General features: G+C 70.4%; 16 protein-coding genes. 5 read left to right on the top strand and 11 right to left on the bottom strand.

Going from position 1 to position 18,117, the window contains the following annotated elements; all coding sequences use genetic code 11:
- Positions 1 to 28: 28 nt before the first annotated feature.
- Positions 29 to 1,507: an APC family permease gene (locus ACWFR4_RS38040; RefSeq protein WP_453656347.1), complete on the top strand. Its 1,479-nt coding sequence runs from the start codon at positions 29 to 31 to the stop codon at positions 1,505 to 1,507.
- A gap of 37 nt (positions 1,508 to 1,544) precedes the next feature.
- Positions 1,545 to 3,197, top strand: coding sequence for an amidohydrolase (locus ACWFR4_RS38035; protein WP_453468720.1), 1,653 nt, complete (start codon positions 1,545 to 1,547; stop codon positions 3,195 to 3,197).
- 7 nt (positions 3,198 to 3,204) lie between these two features.
- On the opposite strand, the gene ACWFR4_RS38030 is transcribed toward ACWFR4_RS38035, so the two are convergent.
- On the bottom strand, positions 3,205 to 4,158 hold the full coding sequence (locus ACWFR4_RS38030) for a formylglycine-generating enzyme family protein (RefSeq protein ID WP_453656346.1): 954 nt from the start codon (positions 4,156 to 4,158) through the stop codon (positions 3,205 to 3,207).
- A 153-nt stretch (positions 4,159 to 4,311) separates the two neighbouring features.
- Between ACWFR4_RS38030 and ACWFR4_RS38025 the strand changes: the two genes are divergently transcribed.
- A complete protein-coding gene (locus ACWFR4_RS38025; protein WP_453468468.1) occupies positions 4,312 to 5,505 on the top strand; it encodes an RNA-guided endonuclease InsQ/TnpB family protein in 1,194 nt (397 codons plus the stop codon).
- 139 nt (positions 5,506 to 5,644) lie between these two features.
- Here ACWFR4_RS38025 and ACWFR4_RS38020 read toward each other — a convergent pair whose 3' ends face one another.
- The 9 genes from ACWFR4_RS38020 to ACWFR4_RS37980 all read right to left on the bottom strand — a co-directional run bounded on the left by ACWFR4_RS38020 (position 5,645) and on the right by ACWFR4_RS37980 (position 14,982).
- On the bottom strand, positions 5,645 to 7,201 hold the full coding sequence (locus ACWFR4_RS38020; protein WP_453468467.1) for an alpha-L-fucosidase: 1,557 nt from the start codon (positions 7,199 to 7,201) through the stop codon (positions 5,645 to 5,647).
- Between the two features lie 33 nt (positions 7,202 to 7,234).
- Complete coding sequence (locus ACWFR4_RS38015; RefSeq protein WP_453656345.1) at positions 7,235 to 9,121, bottom strand: family 20 glycosylhydrolase; 1,887 nt, start codon at positions 9,119 to 9,121, stop codon at positions 7,235 to 7,237.
- Positions 9,122 to 9,302: 181 nt separating this feature from the next.
- Positions 9,303 to 11,666, bottom strand: a complete 2,364-nt coding sequence (locus ACWFR4_RS38010) for an alpha-L-fucosidase (RefSeq protein ID WP_453656344.1) — start codon at positions 11,664 to 11,666, stop codon at positions 9,303 to 9,305.
- A gap of 246 nt (positions 11,667 to 11,912) precedes the next feature.
- Positions 11,913 to 12,332 (bottom strand): N-acetyltransferase family protein, encoded by a 420-nt coding sequence (locus ACWFR4_RS38005; protein WP_453656343.1) that lies wholly within the window; start codon positions 12,330 to 12,332, stop codon positions 11,913 to 11,915.
- A 55-nt stretch (positions 12,333 to 12,387) separates the two neighbouring features.
- The gene (locus tag ACWFR4_RS38000; RefSeq protein WP_100592955.1) at positions 12,388 to 12,561 is read right to left on the bottom strand and encodes a hypothetical protein; all 174 of its coding nucleotides are present in this window, start codon (positions 12,559 to 12,561) and stop codon (positions 12,388 to 12,390) included.
- A 320-nt stretch (positions 12,562 to 12,881) separates the two neighbouring features.
- Positions 12,882 to 13,658, bottom strand: coding sequence for a DUF4142 domain-containing protein (locus ACWFR4_RS37995; RefSeq protein WP_453656342.1), 777 nt, complete (start codon positions 13,656 to 13,658; stop codon positions 12,882 to 12,884).
- 114 nt (positions 13,659 to 13,772) lie between these two features.
- Complete coding sequence (crcB, locus tag ACWFR4_RS37990) at positions 13,773 to 14,147, bottom strand: fluoride efflux transporter CrcB (RefSeq protein WP_453468234.1); 375 nt, start codon at positions 14,145 to 14,147, stop codon at positions 13,773 to 13,775.
- Positions 14,144 to 14,500, bottom strand: a complete 357-nt coding sequence (locus ACWFR4_RS37985) for a DUF190 domain-containing protein (protein WP_266556335.1) — start codon at positions 14,498 to 14,500, stop codon at positions 14,144 to 14,146. The genes crcB and ACWFR4_RS37985 overlap by 4 nt, the downstream gene beginning before the upstream one ends.
- A complete protein-coding gene (locus ACWFR4_RS37980) occupies positions 14,500 to 14,982 on the bottom strand; it encodes a fluoride efflux transporter FluC (RefSeq protein WP_453468235.1) in 483 nt (160 codons plus the stop codon). Before ACWFR4_RS37980 ends, ACWFR4_RS37985 begins: the two co-directional genes overlap by 1 nt.
- A gap of 171 nt (positions 14,983 to 15,153) precedes the next feature.
- Here ACWFR4_RS37980 and ACWFR4_RS37975 point away from each other — a divergent pair, with 171 nt between their 5' ends.
- Positions 15,154 to 15,735, top strand: a complete 582-nt coding sequence (locus ACWFR4_RS37975; RefSeq protein ID WP_453656341.1) for an inositol oxygenase family protein — start codon at positions 15,154 to 15,156, stop codon at positions 15,733 to 15,735.
- Positions 15,736 to 15,774: 39 nt separating this feature from the next.
- The gene (locus tag ACWFR4_RS37970; RefSeq protein ID WP_453468237.1) at positions 15,775 to 16,596 is read left to right on the top strand and encodes an SDR family oxidoreductase; all 822 of its coding nucleotides are present in this window, start codon (positions 15,775 to 15,777) and stop codon (positions 16,594 to 16,596) included.
- A gap of 4 nt (positions 16,597 to 16,600) precedes the next feature.
- On the opposite strand, the gene ACWFR4_RS37965 is transcribed toward ACWFR4_RS37970, so the two are convergent.
- On the bottom strand, positions 16,601 to 18,112 hold the full coding sequence (locus ACWFR4_RS37965; RefSeq protein ID WP_453468238.1) for an SDR family NAD(P)-dependent oxidoreductase: 1,512 nt from the start codon (positions 18,110 to 18,112) through the stop codon (positions 16,601 to 16,603).
- Positions 18,113 to 18,117 lie beyond the last annotated feature (5 nt).

Genomic DNA, 18,117 nt, shown 5'->3' with positions numbered 1-18,117 from the left:
CCCCTCCTCCGGTTTCAGGAGTGTCCGAATGAGCAGCGAACCCCCTGGCCTGCGCCGTTCCCTCGGTGTCGTCGACGGCGTCGCCATCGCCGCGTCCAGTACCGCGGCCACCACCAGCATCGGGATCGGCATGGGTGCGCTCGCCGCGACGGTGGGCCTCCAGGCCCCGGCGATCCTGCTTGTGGCGTTCCTTCCGATCCTGGGCATCGCCTCCGCGTACGCCCGCCTCAACCGCTCCGAGCCGAACATGGGCAGCGGCTATGTGTGGGTCGGCAAGTCGCTCGGCCCGTGGCCCGGCTTCATCACGGGCTGGGTCACCCTGGTCGGCACGGTCATCTTCATGGCGTACACCAGCGCCGTGACCGGGTCGGTCTTCCTCCAGTTCGCGAACAAGGCCGGCTGGCACCACGCCCTCGGACTCACGCTGGACCCGAACTCGACGGCCCTGAGCACCGTGGTCGGCCTCCTGGTCCTGGCCGTCGTGACGTACACGGCGATCACCGGCGTCCGCAAGGCCACCCGGCTCCAGACCTGGCTGCTCGTCTTCGAGTACGCGGTCCTGCTGGCGTTCTGCGGCTGGGCCCTGGTCTCGGGCAGCCACGCCTTCCAGTGGTCGTGGCTGAACCCCTTCGCGATCCACGACGGCACGGCCTTCGCCCAGGGCCTCGTCCTCGCGGTGTTCTTCTTCTGGGGCTGGGACGCGGCGTTCAGCGTCACGGAGGAGACGAAGAACGTGCGCGACGCCGGCCGGGGCGGCTTCATCGCGCTGTTCACGATGCTCGCGATGTTCCTCTACGGTGCCGTGGCCTTCCAGCGCGAGATGAGCCTGCCCGAGCTGGTCGCCCAGGGCCCGCAGGGCCTGACCTATCTGGGCGCGAAGCTCGCCGACGAGCCGTGGGCGACGCTGCCGCTGCTCGCGCTCATGTTCTCCGCGGTGGCCTCGCTCCAGTCGAGCGTCATCCCGACGGCCCGCGGCCTCCTCGCCATGGGCCGCGACCGCACGATGGGCCAGATATGGACCCGCGTCAGCCCGCGTTACGAGTCCCCGGCCCTCGGCACGGTCCTCATCATGTCGATCTCCGCCGCGGTCTCCGTGCTCGCGCTGGCCATCCCCAAGCTCAACGAGATGATCCTCGCCGCCGTCAACTCCATCGGCCTGGTCGTCGCCCTGTACTACGGCCTGACGGCGCTCGCCTGCGCGGTCCGCTTCCGCGCCGCCCTGCGCGGTCCGCTGTCCGGTGCGCTGCGCGCGGTCGTGGCACCCGGGGTCAGCGGCATCGCGCTCCTCGGAATCGGCGTCTACCTCGCCCGCTCGTACGTGACGATGAGCGACCGCTTCGAACTCAGCCCGGACAACGGGTGGTTCATGCTGTCGGTACCGGTCGCCATCGTCGCGTCCGGCCTGGTGATGGCCGCGTACGCCAAGTACGTGCGCCGCTCCCCGTACTTCGTCAAGGGCGGTGCCACCGCTCCCGAGACGGCCCCCCTGACCGCCGAACGTTCCTGACCAGCACCCGTCCCCTCACCACAAGGAGTCACGTCCCATGCCCGACACCGCCCCCGCCGATCTGGTCTTCACCGGCGGCCCGGTCCACACCCTCTCCCCCGCCCGGTCGCGCGCGACCTCGGTGGCCGTGCGCGGCGAGCGGATCGTCGCCGTGGGCCACGACGAGGTACGCGAACTCGTCGGCCCGTCCACCGAAGTGGTGGATCTGAAGGGCAAGTTGCTCATCCCCGGCTTCCAGGACGCGCACGCGCATCCGGTCGGCGGTGGCCTGGAGCTCGGCCAGTGCGACCTGAGCGGCGCGACGACCCTCGACGAGTACCGGCGCCGCATCGCCGCGTACACGCAGGCGCACCCCGACACCGAGTGGATCACCGGCGGCGGCTGGTCGATGGAGGCGTTCCCCGGCGGCCTGCCCACGGCCGCCGAGCTCGACTCCCTCGTGCCCGACCGCCCGGCCTACCTCGTCAACCGCGACCACCACGGCGCCTGGGTCAACTCCCGTGCCCTGCAGGCCGCCGGGATCGACGCCCGCACCCCCGACCCCGCCGACGGCCGCATCGAGCGCGACGCCGACGGGGCGCCGACCGGCATGCTCCAGGAGGGCGCGGCGAACCTGATCGGACGGCTGCTGCCCCCCGTCACGCTGGAACAGAGGATCACGGGCCTGCTGCGGGCCCAGGCGCTGATGCACTCCCTCGGCGTCACCGCATGGCAGGACGCCCTCCTCGGCGAGCACGCCAACCTCACCGACCCCACGGACGCGTATCTCGCGACCGCCGCGGACGGGCGCCTCACCGCGCGGGTCGTCGGCTCGCTGTGGTGGGACCGTTCGCGCGGCACCGAGCAGATCGACGAGCTCGTGGCGCGTCGCGCGGCCGGCACGCGCGGGCGGCTACGCTGCACGACGGTGAAGATCATGCAGGACGGCGTGGCCGAGAACGGCACGGCGGCCCTCCTCGGCCCCTACCTGGACGGCTGCGGCTGCGCCTCCGACAACAGCGGCATCAGCTTCGTCCCGCCGCTCGACCTCCAGAAGTACGTGACCGAGCTGGACGCGCGCGGCTTCCAGGTGCACTTCCACGCCCTCGGCGACCGGGCGGTGCGCGAGGCACTCGACGCCGTCGAAGCGGCGCGCCGCGCCAACGGGCGCACCGACACCCGCCCGCACCTCGCCCATCTCCAGGTGGTCCACCCCGACGACATCGGCCGGTTCAGGGAGCTCGGCGCGACGGCGAACATGCAGGCGCTGTGGGCGGCGCACGAGCCGCAGATGGACGACCTGACGATCCCGTTCCTCGGCCCCGAGCGCAGCGCGTGGCAGTACCCGTTCGGTGATCTTCAGCGTTCGGGGGCGACGCTCGCGGCCGGCAGCGACTGGCCGGTGAGCAGCCCGGACCCGATCGAGGCCATCCATGTCGCGGTCAACCGCGTCCTGCCCGACGCGGCGCCCGGCACCCCGGTGTTCCTGCCGGAGCAGCGGATCGGACTGGACGCGGCGCTCACTGCGTACACCGCGGGCAGCGCGTACGTGAACCACCTCGACGACGTGACCGGCTCGATCACGGCGGGGCGCCTCGCCGACCTGGTGGTCCTCGACCGCGACCCGTTCGCGGCGCCCACGGAAGAGATCGGCGCGACGCGCGTCCTGGAGACGTTCGTGGGCGGCGAGCGGGTGTACGCCGCCGAGTAACCGGTTCCTACACGTCCGCCGCACACCGGAAACCGCAGTTCCCGCTGCTGGAGTCCGGTGTGTTGGCGGTGCGCGCGGCCACGCGGTAGCGGTTGCAGTACGAGTCGTGGCACATGTACGAGCCACCGCGCATCACACGTGTGTCACCCTCGGCGGGACCGCGCGGATCGGTGAGCGGGGCCGCCGGGTGGTCAGTGGTGAACCGGTCGCCGACCCACTCCCACACATTGCCGACGGTGTTGTGGAGGCCGTAGGCGTTGGGCCGGTACGCGTCGACAGGCGCCGTGCCGGTGTGGCCGTCCTCGCCCGTGTTCACCACGGGGAACTCGCCCTGCCAGATGTTGCAGCGCCAGTGGCCGCGCGGGGTCAGCTCGTCGCCCCATGGGTAGCGGGCCTGGTCGAGTCCACCGCGGGCCGCGTACTCCCACTCGGCCTCGGTCGGCAGCCGCTTGCCGGCCCAGGCGGCGTAGGCGCTCGCGTCGTCCCAGCTGACGTGGATCACGGGGTGCCGCGACCGGTCCCCGATCCCGGAGCCCGGTCCCTCGGGCGCGCGCCAGGTCGCGCCCTCGACGCCCCGCCACCAGGGGGTGCCGGCGGGGGCGGGCGCCGCGCGGGCGACGTGCGGGTCGAGGAAGCCGGCGAAGACGTACGACCAGCCGAACCGCTCGGCGGCGGTCACGAAGCCGGTGTCCTTGACGAACGTCGCGAACTGGGCGTTCGTGACGGCGTGTTCGTCGATCCGGAAGGGGCCGACGGTGACCTCGCGGACCGGTCCCTCGCCGTCGCCGGGGTTGGCCCGGTCGTCCTCGTTGCCCATGCGGAACGTGCCGCCGGGCAGGGTCGCCATGCCCTTGCCGGAGGCGCGCCGGGCCGTCGGGGCGAGGGGTGCGGGCTGCGGATCGCCGCCGCCTTCGCGGCGCGCGGCGCAGCAGGCCTTCGGGGTCACGTCTTCCGCAGTCATCGGGTTCCTCCGTGGATACCCCTGCCTTCAGGCAGGGGAGGAAACGGACTCCTGCGGTGCAGGGCAAGGTTGTGGTCTTTCGCTCCCAGGGCGAAAGACCGTGCTCTGACCCGCAGGTTTGGTCTTATGTGGCAGTCACACTAGTTTGTGAGCGTGGCCACGACGTGTGTGAAGCGGGCGTTCAAGTACCGCTTCTACCCGACCGATGCGCAGGCAGCCGAGCTGTCGCGCACGTTCGGATGCGTGCGCAAGGTCTACAACCTCGCGCTTGCCGCCCGCTCCGAAGCGTGGGCGCGGCAGGAGCGGGTCAACTACAACGCCACGTCGGCCATGTTGACCGCATGGAAGAAGACCGGGGAATTGGCGTTCCTCAACGAGGTTTCCTCCGTGCCGCTCCAGCAGTGTCTGCGGCACTTGCAGACGGCGTTCACCAACTTCTTCGCCCAGCGGGCAAGGTATCCGCGTTTCAAGTCGAAGAAGAAGTCGCGGAAATCCGCCGAGTACACCACCAGCGGTTTCCGGTTCCGTGACGGTGGCCTGACTCTGGCGAAGATGGCCCAGCCGCTGGACATCGTGTGGTCGCGCCCGCTGCCAGAGGGCGCGTCCCCGTCCACGGTGACCGTGTCGCAGGACGCCGCGGGGCGCTGGTTCGTCTCCCTGCTGTGCGAGGACCCGGCCGTCAAGCCACTTGCCGCTACCGATTCGACCGTGGGAATCGACGTCGGTCTACACCACCTGCTGACCCTGTCCACCGGGGAGAAGATCGCCAATCCCCGGCACGAACGCAAGGACCGTGCCGCCCTCGCCCAGGCTCAGCGCCGCATGGCGAAGAAGGAACAGTGCAGTGCGAACCGGGCCAAGGCCCGGCGCAAGGTCGCCAAGATCTACGCGAGGATCGCCGACCGTCGCCGCGACCACCTGCACAAACTGACCACTCGTCTCGTTCGTGAAAACCAAACGATCGTGATCGAGGACCTGACCGTACGCAACATGGTCAAGAACCGGAGCCTTGCCCGCGCCATCTCGGATGCGGCGTGGTCGAACTTCCGGAACATGCTGGAGTACAAGGCCGCCTGGTACGGCCGGGAAGTGATCGCGGTCGACCGCTTCTTCCCCTCGTCCAAGCTGTGCTCCCACTGCGGCACCTTGCAGGACACGATGCCGCTCAACGTCCGCATCTGGACGTGTGACTGCGGCACGACCCACGACCGGGACGTGAACGCAGCACGCAACCTTCTGGCCGCCGGGCTGGCGGTGACAGTCTGTGGAGCTGGTGTAAGACCTCAACGGAGAACTCCGGGCAGGCAGTCGGCGACGAAGCAGAAAACCCCACGACGCGAGCCGTAGGAATCCCCCTCAGGAGGGGGAGCATGTCAAGGTTCCGCCTCGTACACGCAAACGCAACGCACTGGACCGATGCCGCCGATCCTCGCACGCGTGGGGCGGCCCGCGTCCGGCGGGCCACCCCACGTCCCGTTCCCCGCCCTCAGACCCGGGAGCGGTAGAGCCCGAACCGGGCGATGTGCGGGCCGGTGCGGGTCTGCGTGATCCGCAGGCGCCACTCGCGGGCCGTCACCGGCGCCGGCAGGACCAGGACGCGGCTCGCGCCGATCGTGCCGGCCCGCGCCACCTCGGTCCAGCCGCCGCCGGTCTTGGCCTCGACGACGAACTGCTCCACCTGCTGGCCGTGCCGGATGTCCTCGGCTAGCCGGATCCGGTCGACCTCCCGGGCGGTGCGCAGGTCGACGGTGCGGGTGCCCTCGCCGTCGTCGCGCACACGGGCGCCGTCCGCCAGGTCCTCGGGCAGTTCGCGGTCGATGCGCTCGCGGAACTCCTCGAGCCGCGCCACGTCCGCCGCGGGCAACAGGCCGTCCGTGTCCGGCGGGATGTTGAGCAGCAGCACGGAGTTGCGGCCCACGGACCGGAACCAGATGTCGGCCAACTGGTCGACGCTCTTGGGCTGTTGGTCCGCGTGGTAGAACCAGCCGGGCCTGATGGACACGTCGCACTCGGCGGGCCACCACTGGAGGTACTGGGCCACGGAGCGCGACTGCGCGAGCGCGTCACGGCTGCCCTGGTCCGGCGTGTCGTACCGCAGGGCGTAGTCGACGCTTCCGTTGCCCGAGTCCTTGACCGGGACGACGCTCCACTCGTCCTCGCGCGCCAGCCCGCCCTCGTTGCCCACCCAGCGCACGTCCGGTCCGCGCACGGCCATGGTGGCGCCGGGGGCGAGCGCGCGGATCACCGCGTACCAGCTGTCCCAGTCGTACGTCTCGACCTTCTCCGGCGGGATGCGGCCCTGCGCGCCGTCGAACCACACCTCGTCCACGGGCCCGTACTCGGTGAGCACCTCGTAGAGCTGGTTGAGCATGTGGGCGCCGTAGTCCGTCGCGTCGAGGGTGAACGTGCGCGGGTGGCTGCCTGCCCGGTCGTCGCCGTCGACGAGCGTGGGGATGGTGCGGGCGGACCGCTTGCTGCCGTTGGCGTAGACGCCGTCGAGGTACTGGTTCTCGTCCGCGGGCGAGATGTAGACGCCGACCTTGATGCCGTACTTGCGCATGGAGTCGGCGAAGGAGCGCAGCACGTCGCCCCGGCCGTCGCGCCAACTGCTCGACGCGACGCTGTGCTTGGTGTAGCGGGACGGGTAGAGGACGTAGCCGTCGTGGTGCTTGACCGTGAGGATGGCGAGCTTGAATCCGCCGTCGCGCAGCGCGCGTGCCCACTGGTCGGTGTCGAGGCCTGTCGGCTGGAAGACGTTCGGGTCCTCGTCGCCGGTGCCCCACTCGAGGCCGGTGAAGGTGTTCACGCCGAAGTGCAGGAAGGCGGTCTTCTCGAGGCTCTGCCAGGCGATCTGACGCTTCGTCGGGCGGACCTGGGAGGCCTTGGCGACCAGTTCCTCCGGGGAATCCGCGGTGCTGATGGGGATACGGTAGTGGGGTTCTTCCGCCGTGGTGCGGGTCGCTGCCAGGGCGAGGGAGTTGCTCGACGCGGCCACGGCAGTGGTCACGGCGGCGGCCATGAAGAGTCGTCTGCTGACGGTCATCTGCGGGTGGGATCCCTTCGGGACAGCGCCGGTTCAGCGCTGGGTCAGCGTCCAGATGGTCGGGGTCTGCTGGTCGGGCGGGTTCTGCACCAGACGTCCGTCGGATGTCGCGTTGAGCGTCATGCGCGTGATGGCGTTGGTGAGCACGTAGCCACCGCCGGCGCAGGACACCTGCCAGCGCTGAAGGGTGCTCTTCGCGTCGCAGGTCTCCTGCGTGACCGCCGATCCGGGCTGCAGTGGCACGTTGAGGGTGAGCCTTCCGCTGCGGGTCTCCAGGCAGCTCCCGGTCGCGGTGGACTTGAGGGTGAGATAGCCGTCCGGGGTGCGGGTGAGCTCGAAGCCTGCGGCCTGAGTGCGGTGGCGCGTGTCGGCGAGGGTGTACGTGCCGTCGGAGACGGGCGGCCGGGTCAGGTCCCGCTGTCCCGGTGCCCGGCCGACGGCCTCGGCCCGTGCGGTGAAGCCGGCGTACGTCGCGTCGGGGTGCGGGTCGCTCCACGTCGCCTGCGCGATATGGCTCAGGGGCAGCCGGGCCGCAGCGGCGACCTCGTTCTCCGTCTCGCCCCGCCCGTTGTCGGGCCACAGGCTGATCTTGGCGCCGGTGATGCCGTCGCGGGAGGCGAGCTTCTCGCCCTCGAAGCTGCGCGGATCCCACTGCTCGTCGTAGAGCTTCTGCGTGTCGGTGTGGAAGCCGCCGCGCACGAGGTAGAGGGCGTAGGCGGCGTTCATCACAGGGTAGCCCTGTGCGATCAGCTCGCTGGGCTTCACCTTGACGCCGAGCCAGTGCTCGATGGCCGTGCCGGCCGTCACCGGGACGGTGTTGGCGCCGGTCAGGCCGTCGTTCCAGATGCGCAGCCGCTTGCCCTTGCTCGCGGCGTACTCATCGACACGGTTGACGAAGTCGATGAACGCGTCCTGGGGCGTGGCGTTCTCGCCATACTTCTTCTTCGCGTACGCGTCGATCTGCGGGTACTTGGCGAAGTCGGAACCGAGCATGTACTCGTCGGCGCCCATGTGCCACCACTTGGCGGGGAACACCTCGCCGTACTCGTCGATGAGGCTCTTGTAGTAGTCGAAGGCCGCGGGTGCGGTGATGTCGAGGCGGGACGGCTGCGGCTTGCCGTCGGAGTCGGTGAGCTGGAGGTCGGGGCGGTTCTCGATCCAGGGGTCCATGTGACCCGGGGAGTTGATCTCCGGAACGATGGTGACGTGGTACTTCTCGCCGAGCGCGACGAGGCGGCGGATCTCGCTCTTGGAGTAGTAGCCCCAGGTGTTGGCCTCGGGGTGCCGGTCGCTCTTCACCTTCAGCTCGACGAGCAGCTGGTTGAGCTTGTGGTACGCCATGTCGCGCACCAGGTTCTCCATCCAGTCCGTGGAGATGTGCACATAGCAGGCGCAGACGCCGACGCCGCGTTCCTTGTACCGGGGTACGTCGACGGTGCGTCCGGCCGGCACCTGGTCGCCCTGGGCGAGAAGCTGGAGGAGGGTGCGGGTGCCGTAGAAGGCTCCGGCCTCGGCCGCTCCGGTGATCTCGAGCCGCTGTGCGGCGCGGAGTTCGTAGCCCTCGGCGCCCAGGGATCCGCTCCGTGACGGCTCGACATCGACCACGATGTCGCCGGCGCGGGACGGACCGCCGGTGACCGGCACGGTGCCCTTGCCCGCGGCGTGCAGGTCATCGGCGAGGGTGGTGGCGACGCGGCGCGAGGCGGCGTCGTGCGCGACCAGGCGGGCGCCGGGACCGTAGGAGTAAGTACCGTGCCCTGACGTCCAGTTGGCAAGGCTCGGCAAGGTCCGGGGCATGGGGTCCTGGGGTGCCGCCCGCGCCAGGGGGGCCGGTGCCGCAAGCAGGAGGAACGCCGCTACGGTGCCGATCAGTCGGTGTCTGCGTCGCCGGGGCGCGATCTTGGAGCTCGGATCCGTCATGAGGTCCGATGATTCAAGCCCTCCGGAGGGAGTGTCAATGGATCGTTCCTTGCGATTACTTGGACATCTCGTAGAACTCATCGGATGAATCAGAGGACTGAGCTACCGAACGCACGACGGGCGGCGGACGGACCCCGCACCCGCCCGCCGCCGCTCACTCACGGGTTCACCCCGTCACGTCTCAGCCCTTCCACTCCACCTTGAACACCCACACGTGCTCGCCCGCCGCGCGTGCCGCCGCCGGCACATCCACGACGAACGACCCGCCCGTGGTACGCCAGTTCAGCGGACGGTCGTAGCCGAGCATCGTGACCTTGTCCCCGGACCTGACCGGCACCGCTGCCTCAACCGTGAGCGTCGCGCCCGGCTCGGCGAGCGAGTGGATGTAGAACGCCTTGTTCGGCCTGACCGTGAACCGCAGGTCCTCGCCGAGCTGCGCCATCCGGGACCAGTAGGTGGTGTCGTAGATGGCCTCACCGTTGGTCTTGAGCCAGTGGCCCGTCTCGCGCAGCCGGGTCTGCATGATCTCCGGGATGGTGCCGTCGGCGCGCGGCCCGATGTCGAGGAGGAAGTTGCCGTTCTTCGACACGATGTCGACGAGGCTGTGCACGACCTCTTCGGTGCTCATGTAGCGGTCGTCGGGCGTCTCGGCGTTGTAGCCGTAGCTGTACGGGTCGAGCCCGCGACTCGACTCCCACTTGGCGACGACGGTGTTGTCGTACGTCGTGTACTCGGGTGTCGTGAAGTCGTGGAAGCCGATCCCGGAACGGTTGTTGACGGCGACCTCGTACGGCTTCGGGCGGTTCTTGCCGTGGTTGAAGAACTCGGCGAGGACGTTGCGCGAGTCGTTGACACCGCCGATGTCGCACCACAGGAGCTGCGGGTCGTAGTCGTGGATCAGTTCCAGCATCTGCGGGGCCTGGAAGCCCTTCACGTAGTCCTTGCCGGACGTGTAGCCGGTGTAGGGGACGGGCTCCAGGGTGTAGGGGTTGCGCGGGGCGTGCCCCATCCACGGATTGTCGGGGTTGAACCACTCGGGCATCGAGAAGTACAGACCGCGGTGCAGCTCGGGGGTATAGCGGCGGGACGCGGCGAAGAGCTCCTTGATGATGTCCCGCTTGGGCCCCATCTTCACGGAGTTGCGGTCCGACAGCTTGGTGTCCCAGAGCGCGAAGCCCTCGTGGTGCTTGGACGTGAGGACGTGGTACTGGGCGCCCGCGTCCCGGAACAGCTCGACCCACGCGCGCGGGTCCCACTTCTTCGCGGTGAACATCGGGATGAAGTCGTCGTACGCGAAGTCCTCGCCGTACGTGGCCTTGTGGTGGGCGTACGTCGGGTTGTTCGGGTCCTGCATCTGATCCCAGTACCACTCGGCGTACTGCTTGCCGACCGGCGCCCACGCGGGCACCGAGTAGACGCCCCAGTGGATGAAGATGCCGAACTTCGCGGAGTGGAACCAGTACGGGGCCTGGTGGCCGGAGAGCGACGCGTCGGTCGGCTCGTAGTCGGGTACACCGAGCGTGAGCTTCCCGGAGCTGGCCGCGGCCTGGTGTCCGCGCCCCGTGGCGACGACCTTGCCGTCCTGGACGGTGCCGGGCGCGGTGCCCGCGCGGTTGCGGATGCCGACGCGGACGCGGGCCTGCTCACCGGGGGCGAGGCGCCTGACGCGGGCGGGCTCGACGGTGCGCGCGCCGGGCACGTCGACGCTGACGGTGAGGGCGTCGGCGGTGACGATGCCGACGGTGCCCGCGTTCACGACGGTCGCCTCGACGCTCTGCGCGCCGGTGGACTCCAGGAGCGAGAACGTGGAGTGCGCGTCGCGCAGCGCCAGCGCCCGGCCCTGCGCGGCCGGCTGGAGCGACAGCGCGAAGACGTGCAGGGCGGTCTTGTTCGCCTCGGCCGGGTTGAGCTTCGGCAGGGTGATCGCGACGGCCTCGCGCTGCGGGTCGAGGGGGATCTCGCTGGTGCCGATGCCGACGCGGCTGGTGTCCTTGGTGCCGTCGGGCTTGTAACGGTAGGCGGCGGAGAGCGGGCCGCCGGAGGAGTACCAGTCGGCGCCGCCGAGTCCGGCGCTCGTGGTGGAGCCGTCGGCGTAGTGGACGGTCGCGCTGCCGGACGCGTTGCCGTAGCTGCCCGCGGTGAGGAACAGGGCGGACAGGTAACGGCCCTTGGGGAGGTCGACGCGCTGCCCCATGGCCACGACGTTGTTCTTCGCGCCCGCCGCCGAGGACGGGAAGACATAGGCGATCCCGTCGAGTTCGACGGGCCCTGCGGGAAGTTCCTCCCCGGGGAAGGTGTAGCCGCTGCCGTCGAAGTCGCCTCCACGGGCGGCCGAGGTGTCGACGCCGTCGTTGTCGAAATGGGCGTCGAGCGGTACGGGCACCGGGTCGGGGACAGGCCCCCAGTCGGCATCCGCGGACGCGGTCCGGGCGGTGGCCGCCGCGTCGGACGCGGCCGCCGGACCGGCGGCGGCGAGCGGCACTGCGGCGGCGGCTGCCACGGCTGCGGCCGTCCCGAGGACCTGGCGTCTTGGGTACGAACTCATACTCAGCACTCCCTGATGCGGCTCAAGGCTGGGCATTCATCGGAGGTCTGATGATGGTAGGGGTCTGTGAGCGCGTCAATGGGCCGCGCAGAGGCGGTAGTTGAGAGAGTGATCCGATGACCGCTCATCGGCACCGGGCCCAGAGCGGCACCCGCAACGAATGTCCGAAAACGGCCGTCTGTCAGCGCGTGCGAAGAAGGCGCGAAACCGGTCTCCGGGGACGTGGCACCGTCGGGAGTCGGCGCGTCACAGCGCGCGGTACATGATGTTCAGCCCCACCCGGCCGTGCCGGGCGTGCTCGTACGCGTCCGGGACCGTGCCCAGGATCGTGAAGCCGAGGGAGGTCCACAGGCCGACGGCGGGGTTGGTCTCGACGACCGCGTTGAACACCATGCCGCGGCCGCCCAGGGCGGGGTCGATCATGAATCCCGCGTTGGCGATGCCGGCGGCGGGACCACCGTAGTTCGGCGCGACGTAGGCCGAGCCGACAACAGCGCCGTCCACCTCGGCGACATACGCACGCTTGCCCGGACCCATCCACAGGGTCCGGGCAAGCGCCTCGGGGGTCTTCGGGTCCCAGGCGTACGTTTCGCGGGACCCGACGATCTGCCGCCAGAACGGCCAGATCTGCGCCCAGTCCTTGTCCTCTGCGTCCCTGATCAGCATGTACGTGACTCTGGCACGCGACCGGTCAGGGACGGATACGGGGCCGGGGGGCCGGTCAGTCCACGCTCGGGAGGATGTGGGGCTCCGCGAGGTCGTCCTCGTAGCCCGCGAGTCTGATCGGGGCCGAGCGGGCCCACACGTCGAGGCTGCCCAGCTTCTCGGGCCGCCGCCCTGCGCGCTCCGTGCGTTCTCGGGGGCGCTGCTCGCGATTCGTCTTCTCTGGTGTCACCGCGCACTCCTTGTGTGTCGGGTAACCCTGTCCGGCGCGTCCGCCCCGGCGTTCCCGTCGGGCGTCCGGCGCCCGGTCGGGCCTGGTTTCGATACCGGTTCGGGCGCGGTGGCGCCGGTTTTCTGCATGGGCGGCCCGGGATGGGGCCGTCCCGCGACGGACCACGGGTACTGGTAGGACCACGTTGTGCTGTCGTCGGCTACAGACAGAGTAACCATATGAGCAGGGTCCCGCTCGATGGGGCCGAAACCAGAGAGACGGCTGGGGGTCGCCGGGGATTCATTCGGCCACCGGAGATATGACACCCGACTGGGCCACGACTACGTGGGGTCCGGCCGGGCCGTGTTGATCGATCGCCCCGGATCGTCGGTCGGCTCGGCCGACGGCTGAGAGGTCACATAGGGCGAGCCGGAGGGCTCGGCGGGGTTCGGAGCGGGTGGCAGCACGCCTCCCGGGGGCGGCGGTCCGGTGGGGCTGGCGGTCGCGGTGCCCGCGGCCTCGTTCGCGATGGCGTCGAAGTCCACGTCGCCCGTGTTCTCCAGCATCGTGATGTGGTCGAGGACGGTCTGGTTGGCGTCCGTGGCGAGCTCGCGGACAAGGGTGTTACGCGTGGTGTGGCGGACCTGGGCGATCAGCGCGAAGACCTTGCCGTGAGAGTCGCGCAGCAGATTGGCGAACTTGTTCTCGTAGTCCTTGCCGCTCGCGGCGGTCAGCTGGTCGAGCCAGCCCTGCTGCTGCGGGTTGGGCTGGTTCGGCAGCTCGACGCCGAGCCGGCCCGCGACCGAGCGGACACGCTTGTCGAGGTCGGTGTGGCCGACGACGAGGTGGTCGCCCGCCATCCTGATCGCCTGCGTCGGCGCCCGCTCCATGGCCTGCTGGCCGGCCGGTATCTCCCAGAGCCCGGCGAGCCGCACCTTGACCAGGAAGTCCCGGTCGGTGGCCGACAGGGGACCCCACTGGGTGGCCACGCTGCCCGCGTTCAGGTTGGCCGGCCCGGTGCCCGAGCGGTCGGCGTACGACCAGATCGGAAAGGCGAGTGCGCCCAGGGTGGCGACCAGGGCGGCAAAGATGAGCGCGGTCCCGTTGATGCGTCGCAAGCAATCCTCCCGATACCGGCGTCAACTCGCCTCGGGGGCGAGCTACTTGTTGGTACGGGAGGGTACGGACGTGACGGGCGTGGCGTTCAGACTTTCGCGCCCCTCTATTTCGGTCTACCCCCAAAGGGCGTCGGCGAGTGCGACCCCCGCGAAGGCGGCGCCGAGACCGGCAACGACGCTCGCGGCCACATTGGCCACAGCGAAGAGCCGCGCCCCGTCCTCGCCGAGGCGGAAAGTCTCGTACGAGAACGTCGAGTACGTCGTCAGCGCGCCGCACAGGCCCGTGCCGATGAGCAGCTGCACCTGCGACGAGGCAGCGCCCGCGGCGACGGCGCCGGTCAGCAGGCCGAGGACGAGGCAGCCGCAGACGTTCACCGTGAACGTCCCCCACGGGAAGACGCTGTCGTGGCGGGTCTGCACGGCCCGGTCGGTGAGATAGCGCAGGGGTGCGCCGACCATCGCGCCGGCGATCACCAGGAGCCAGTTCACGCCCGCGTTCCGCCCTTCTCCCGGCCCACGTAACGGATGACCTCGCAGTCGTCGAGCATGACCAGGCCCTGCGACACCAGCTCGTCCAGCTCCGGCAGGAACGCCCGGACCCGCGCCTCGGTGTCGACGATCACGACGGCCACGGGCAGGTCCTCGCTGAGCGAGAGCAGCCGCGAGGTGTGGATCAGGGACGACGCCCCGAACCCCTCGATGCCACGGAAGACGCTCGCCCCCGCGAGTCCCGCCTTGTGCGCCCGGTGCACGATCTCGCTGTACAGGGGCTTGCGGTGCCACGTGTGGTTCTCACCGACGAAGACCGTCAGTCGCAGGGCACGCCCGGTCAGTCGCGTCATCACTTCCTCCACGCCAGTACGCGGCGCGTCAGCGCCGCCCCGAGCCCGACCGCGGCGAACGCCGCCAGAAGCGTCGCCGCGAGATAGACCAGGCCCGTACGGACCCGGCCGCCGACAGCCAGCTGCTGGATGTCCACCGCGTATGTCGAGAACGTGGTGAAGCCGCCCAGGACTCCGGTGCCGAAGAACGGCCGCACCAGGCGGTGCGCCGCCCACACATCGGTGATGATCACCATGAACACGCCGATCACGAAACAGCCGAGCGCGTTCACCCACATCGTCGTCCAGGGAAACGCCCCGGGCGACGTGGGCCACAGGAGCGCGGCGCCGTAGCGGGCGCAGGCGCCGAGGGCTCCGCCGAGCGAGACGACCGCCACGATCGGGCCCTGTGCCCGCAGGCCCGCGCGCCTCTGGGCCGGCACGCGCAGATCGACGTCCGGATCACGGGGTTCGTCCACCGCCGGAGAGTGCCCACCTGTCATCCGTACCTGTCTCCTCCTCGGCCCCGGCGCCGCGCCACCACTGAAGATCACTGCCGACGGTCAGCCTATCGCCGGTCCGGACGCGCCGTTAATGTCCCGTTGTCCCCGGCGAAAGATGGCCATGGTGTCCTGCCGGAACACCGGCATACGGGTCCCAGGGAGGAGTCACACATGACACGGGTCGAGCTGCGCAGCGTCGACGAACTGATGGATCTCCTGCACGCCTGCCGCGGCGCGTGGGACACCCCCGACCGCAGCGGCGACCCCGTCGACCTGCACGACCACGCGCTGCAGACCGCCGCGCTGCTGCGCCGCGGCCACCCCAGCGACAAGGAGCTCCAGCTCGCGGGGCTCGTCCACGACATAGGCCACCTGCTGCGCCCCGGCGACGACGCGGGCCACGCGGACACCGCGGCGGCCGCGGTGCGGGGGCTGCTCGGTGAGCGGGTCGCGCGCCTGGTGCAGCTGCACGTCCCGGCCAAGCGCTACCTGGCGACATCGGACCCGGCACGCGGCCTGTCGCCGCAGAGCGCGCTGACGCTGGAGACGCAGGGCGGACCGATGACGCCCGAGGAGGCGTTGGCGTTCGCCCGTGACCCGCTGGCCGACGATGCGGTGACGCTGCGTCAGGCGGACGACGCGGGCAAGGTGGTGGGCCTCGACGCCGGAGTCATGGAGGACTGGCGGCCAGTGATGGAGCTGGTGGCGCAGGGGTATCGGTCCACCAACTTCACACCATCCCTACGTAGTTGACATGTCGGACTGACGCCTCGTCATGAGACCGTACGCCCCATGACTTCGGAGCTCTCGCTGGAAGGCAGGGTCGCCGTCGTGACCGGGGGGTCGCGGGGCATCGGCCGGGCCGTCGCCGTGGCGCTCGCGGGTGCCGGGGCGCGAGTGTGTGTGACGGCGCGTGATCCGGACGGGGTCCGCGAGACCGTCGCCGCGCTGACGAAGAGCGGCGCCGAAGCCACGGGACTGGCCGGGTCCGTCGCGGATCCCGCGCATCTGTGGGAGCTGACGGAGCGGGCGCTGGACTCCTTCGGCCGCCTCGACATCGTGGTGAACAACGCGGCCACGAACCAGCCCTACGGGCCGTTGATGGAGGCGGACCCGACGGTCTGGCGCGAGGCGTTCACGGTCAACGTGGAGGCGCCGCTGCGGCTGGTCCAGTGCGCCTGGCGAGCCTGGATGTCGGAGCACGGCGGGGCCGTGGTGAACATCTGCACCGAGGGCGCCGGGCACGTCGGCCCCCGCGTGGGCGCCTACGGAACCAGCAAGGCGGCGCTGCTGCACCTGACGCAGCAACTCGCGGGCGAACTGGCCCCGTTGGTGCGGGTCAACTCCGTCTCGCCCGGGCTCGTCCGCACGGAGATGGCGCGCTTCGTGTGGGAGCACGCCGAGGAGTCCGTGGCGACGGGGCTGCCGCTGGGCCGGATCGGGGAGCCGGAGGACGTGGCCCGGGCGGTGCGCTGGCTGGTGTCGGACGAGGCGGCCTGGGTGACGGGAGCCGACTTCCTGGTGGACGGCGGAACCCGGGTCAGGGCCGCGTCGCCGGGCCTGACCGATGCCGTCCACCAGCAGCTCCGTCACCGGCTGCCGGACACTCGCTGAGCCGCTACCACTTGCCGGGCGCGTAGTCCTTCAGGAAGACGCCGTACAGGTCCTCGCCGGCCTCGCCGCGCACGACCGGGTCGTAGACGCGGGCTGCGCCGTCGATCAGGTCGAGGGGGGCGTGGAAGCCCTCGTCGGCGAGGCGCAGCTTGTCGTAGTGCGGGCGCTCGTCGGTGATCCATCCCGTGTCGACCGAGGTCATGAGGATGCCGTCGGTCTGGAACATCTCCTGGGCGCTGGTCCGCGTCACCATGTTCATGGCGGCCTTCGCGGCATTCGTGTTCGGGTGCCCCGCGCCCTTGTAGCCGCGGCCGAATACGCCCTCCATCGCCGAGACGTTCACGACGTAGGCGCGTCCGCTCGACGCCTTTTTCGCGGCGTCGGCCATCGCCGGGCGCAGCGCGCTGATCAGGATGAACGGCGCCGTGTAGTTGCACAGCTGGGTCTCGAGGAGCTCCACCGGGGAGATCTGCTCGATCGTCTGCACCCACGTGTTGCTCTCGACGACGTCCGGGACAAGGCCGCCCGCGTCGATGGCGCTGCCGTCGCGGTGCCGGGCGACGCTGGCGTTGCCCGCGACCAGGGCGAGATCGGCGACCTTCTGGGCGTCGATGCCGGAGATACCGGCGGGCAGCGCGGTCAGGCCGTCGACCGCGCCGGAGTTGAACGCGCCGATGACGTGGTGGGCGGGCAGCTCACCGGCCGGCAGCGGGGCGCTCTCACCCTCGACGAGGGCGGCGTACGCGGAGGGCAGCCGGCGTACGGTCTGCGTCGCGTTGTTGATGAGGATGTCCAGCGGGCCCTGCTCGGCGACCTGCTCGGACAGGGCCACGGCCTGGGCCGGGTCCCGCAGGTCGATGCCGACGACCTCCAGGCGGTCCATCCAGTCCGCCGAGTCGTCCATCGCCTTGAAGCGGCGGATGGCGTCCTTGGGGAATCGCGTCGTGATCGTCGTGTGCGCGCCGTCACGCAGCAGACGCAGCGCGATGTACATGCCGATCTTGGCGCGGCCGCCGGTGAGCAGGGCGCGCTTGCCGGAGAGGTCCGCGCGGATGTCGCGCTTGGCGCGGTTCATGGCGGCGCACTCGGGACAGAGCTGGTGGTAGAAGTAGTCGACCTCGACGTACCGGGCCTTGCAGGTGTAGCAGGAGCGGGGACGCTGGAGTATCCCCGCGAGCTTGCCTTCCTGGACCTGCGAGGACGGCAGGAGACCCTCGGTCTCGTCGTCGATGCGCTCGGCGGAGCCGGTCGCGGTCGCCTCGGTGACGGCCTTGTCGTGGGCGGTCTTCGCGGCGCGGCGGTCCTGGCGGCGGCGCTGCTTCACGGTCCGGTAGACACCGGCCGTGGCCCGCCGGACCTGGATCGCGTCGGGGTGGTCGACATCCAGCTTGTCGAGTTCGTCGAGCACGCTCAGGCAGACGGCGAGCCGCTCGGGGTCGATCCCGGGGCCGAACGACTCCTGTGACACCACCGTGGCGTCGGTGGCGCCCGTCGGGCTGTCTTCTGTCATCGTCATCGCCG

It is taken from the genome of Streptomyces sp. NPDC055140 (assembly GCF_053607285.1).
The sequence above is the reverse complement of the archived record's forward strand: the minus strand, read 5'-3'. Positions and strand labels throughout refer to the sequence as shown.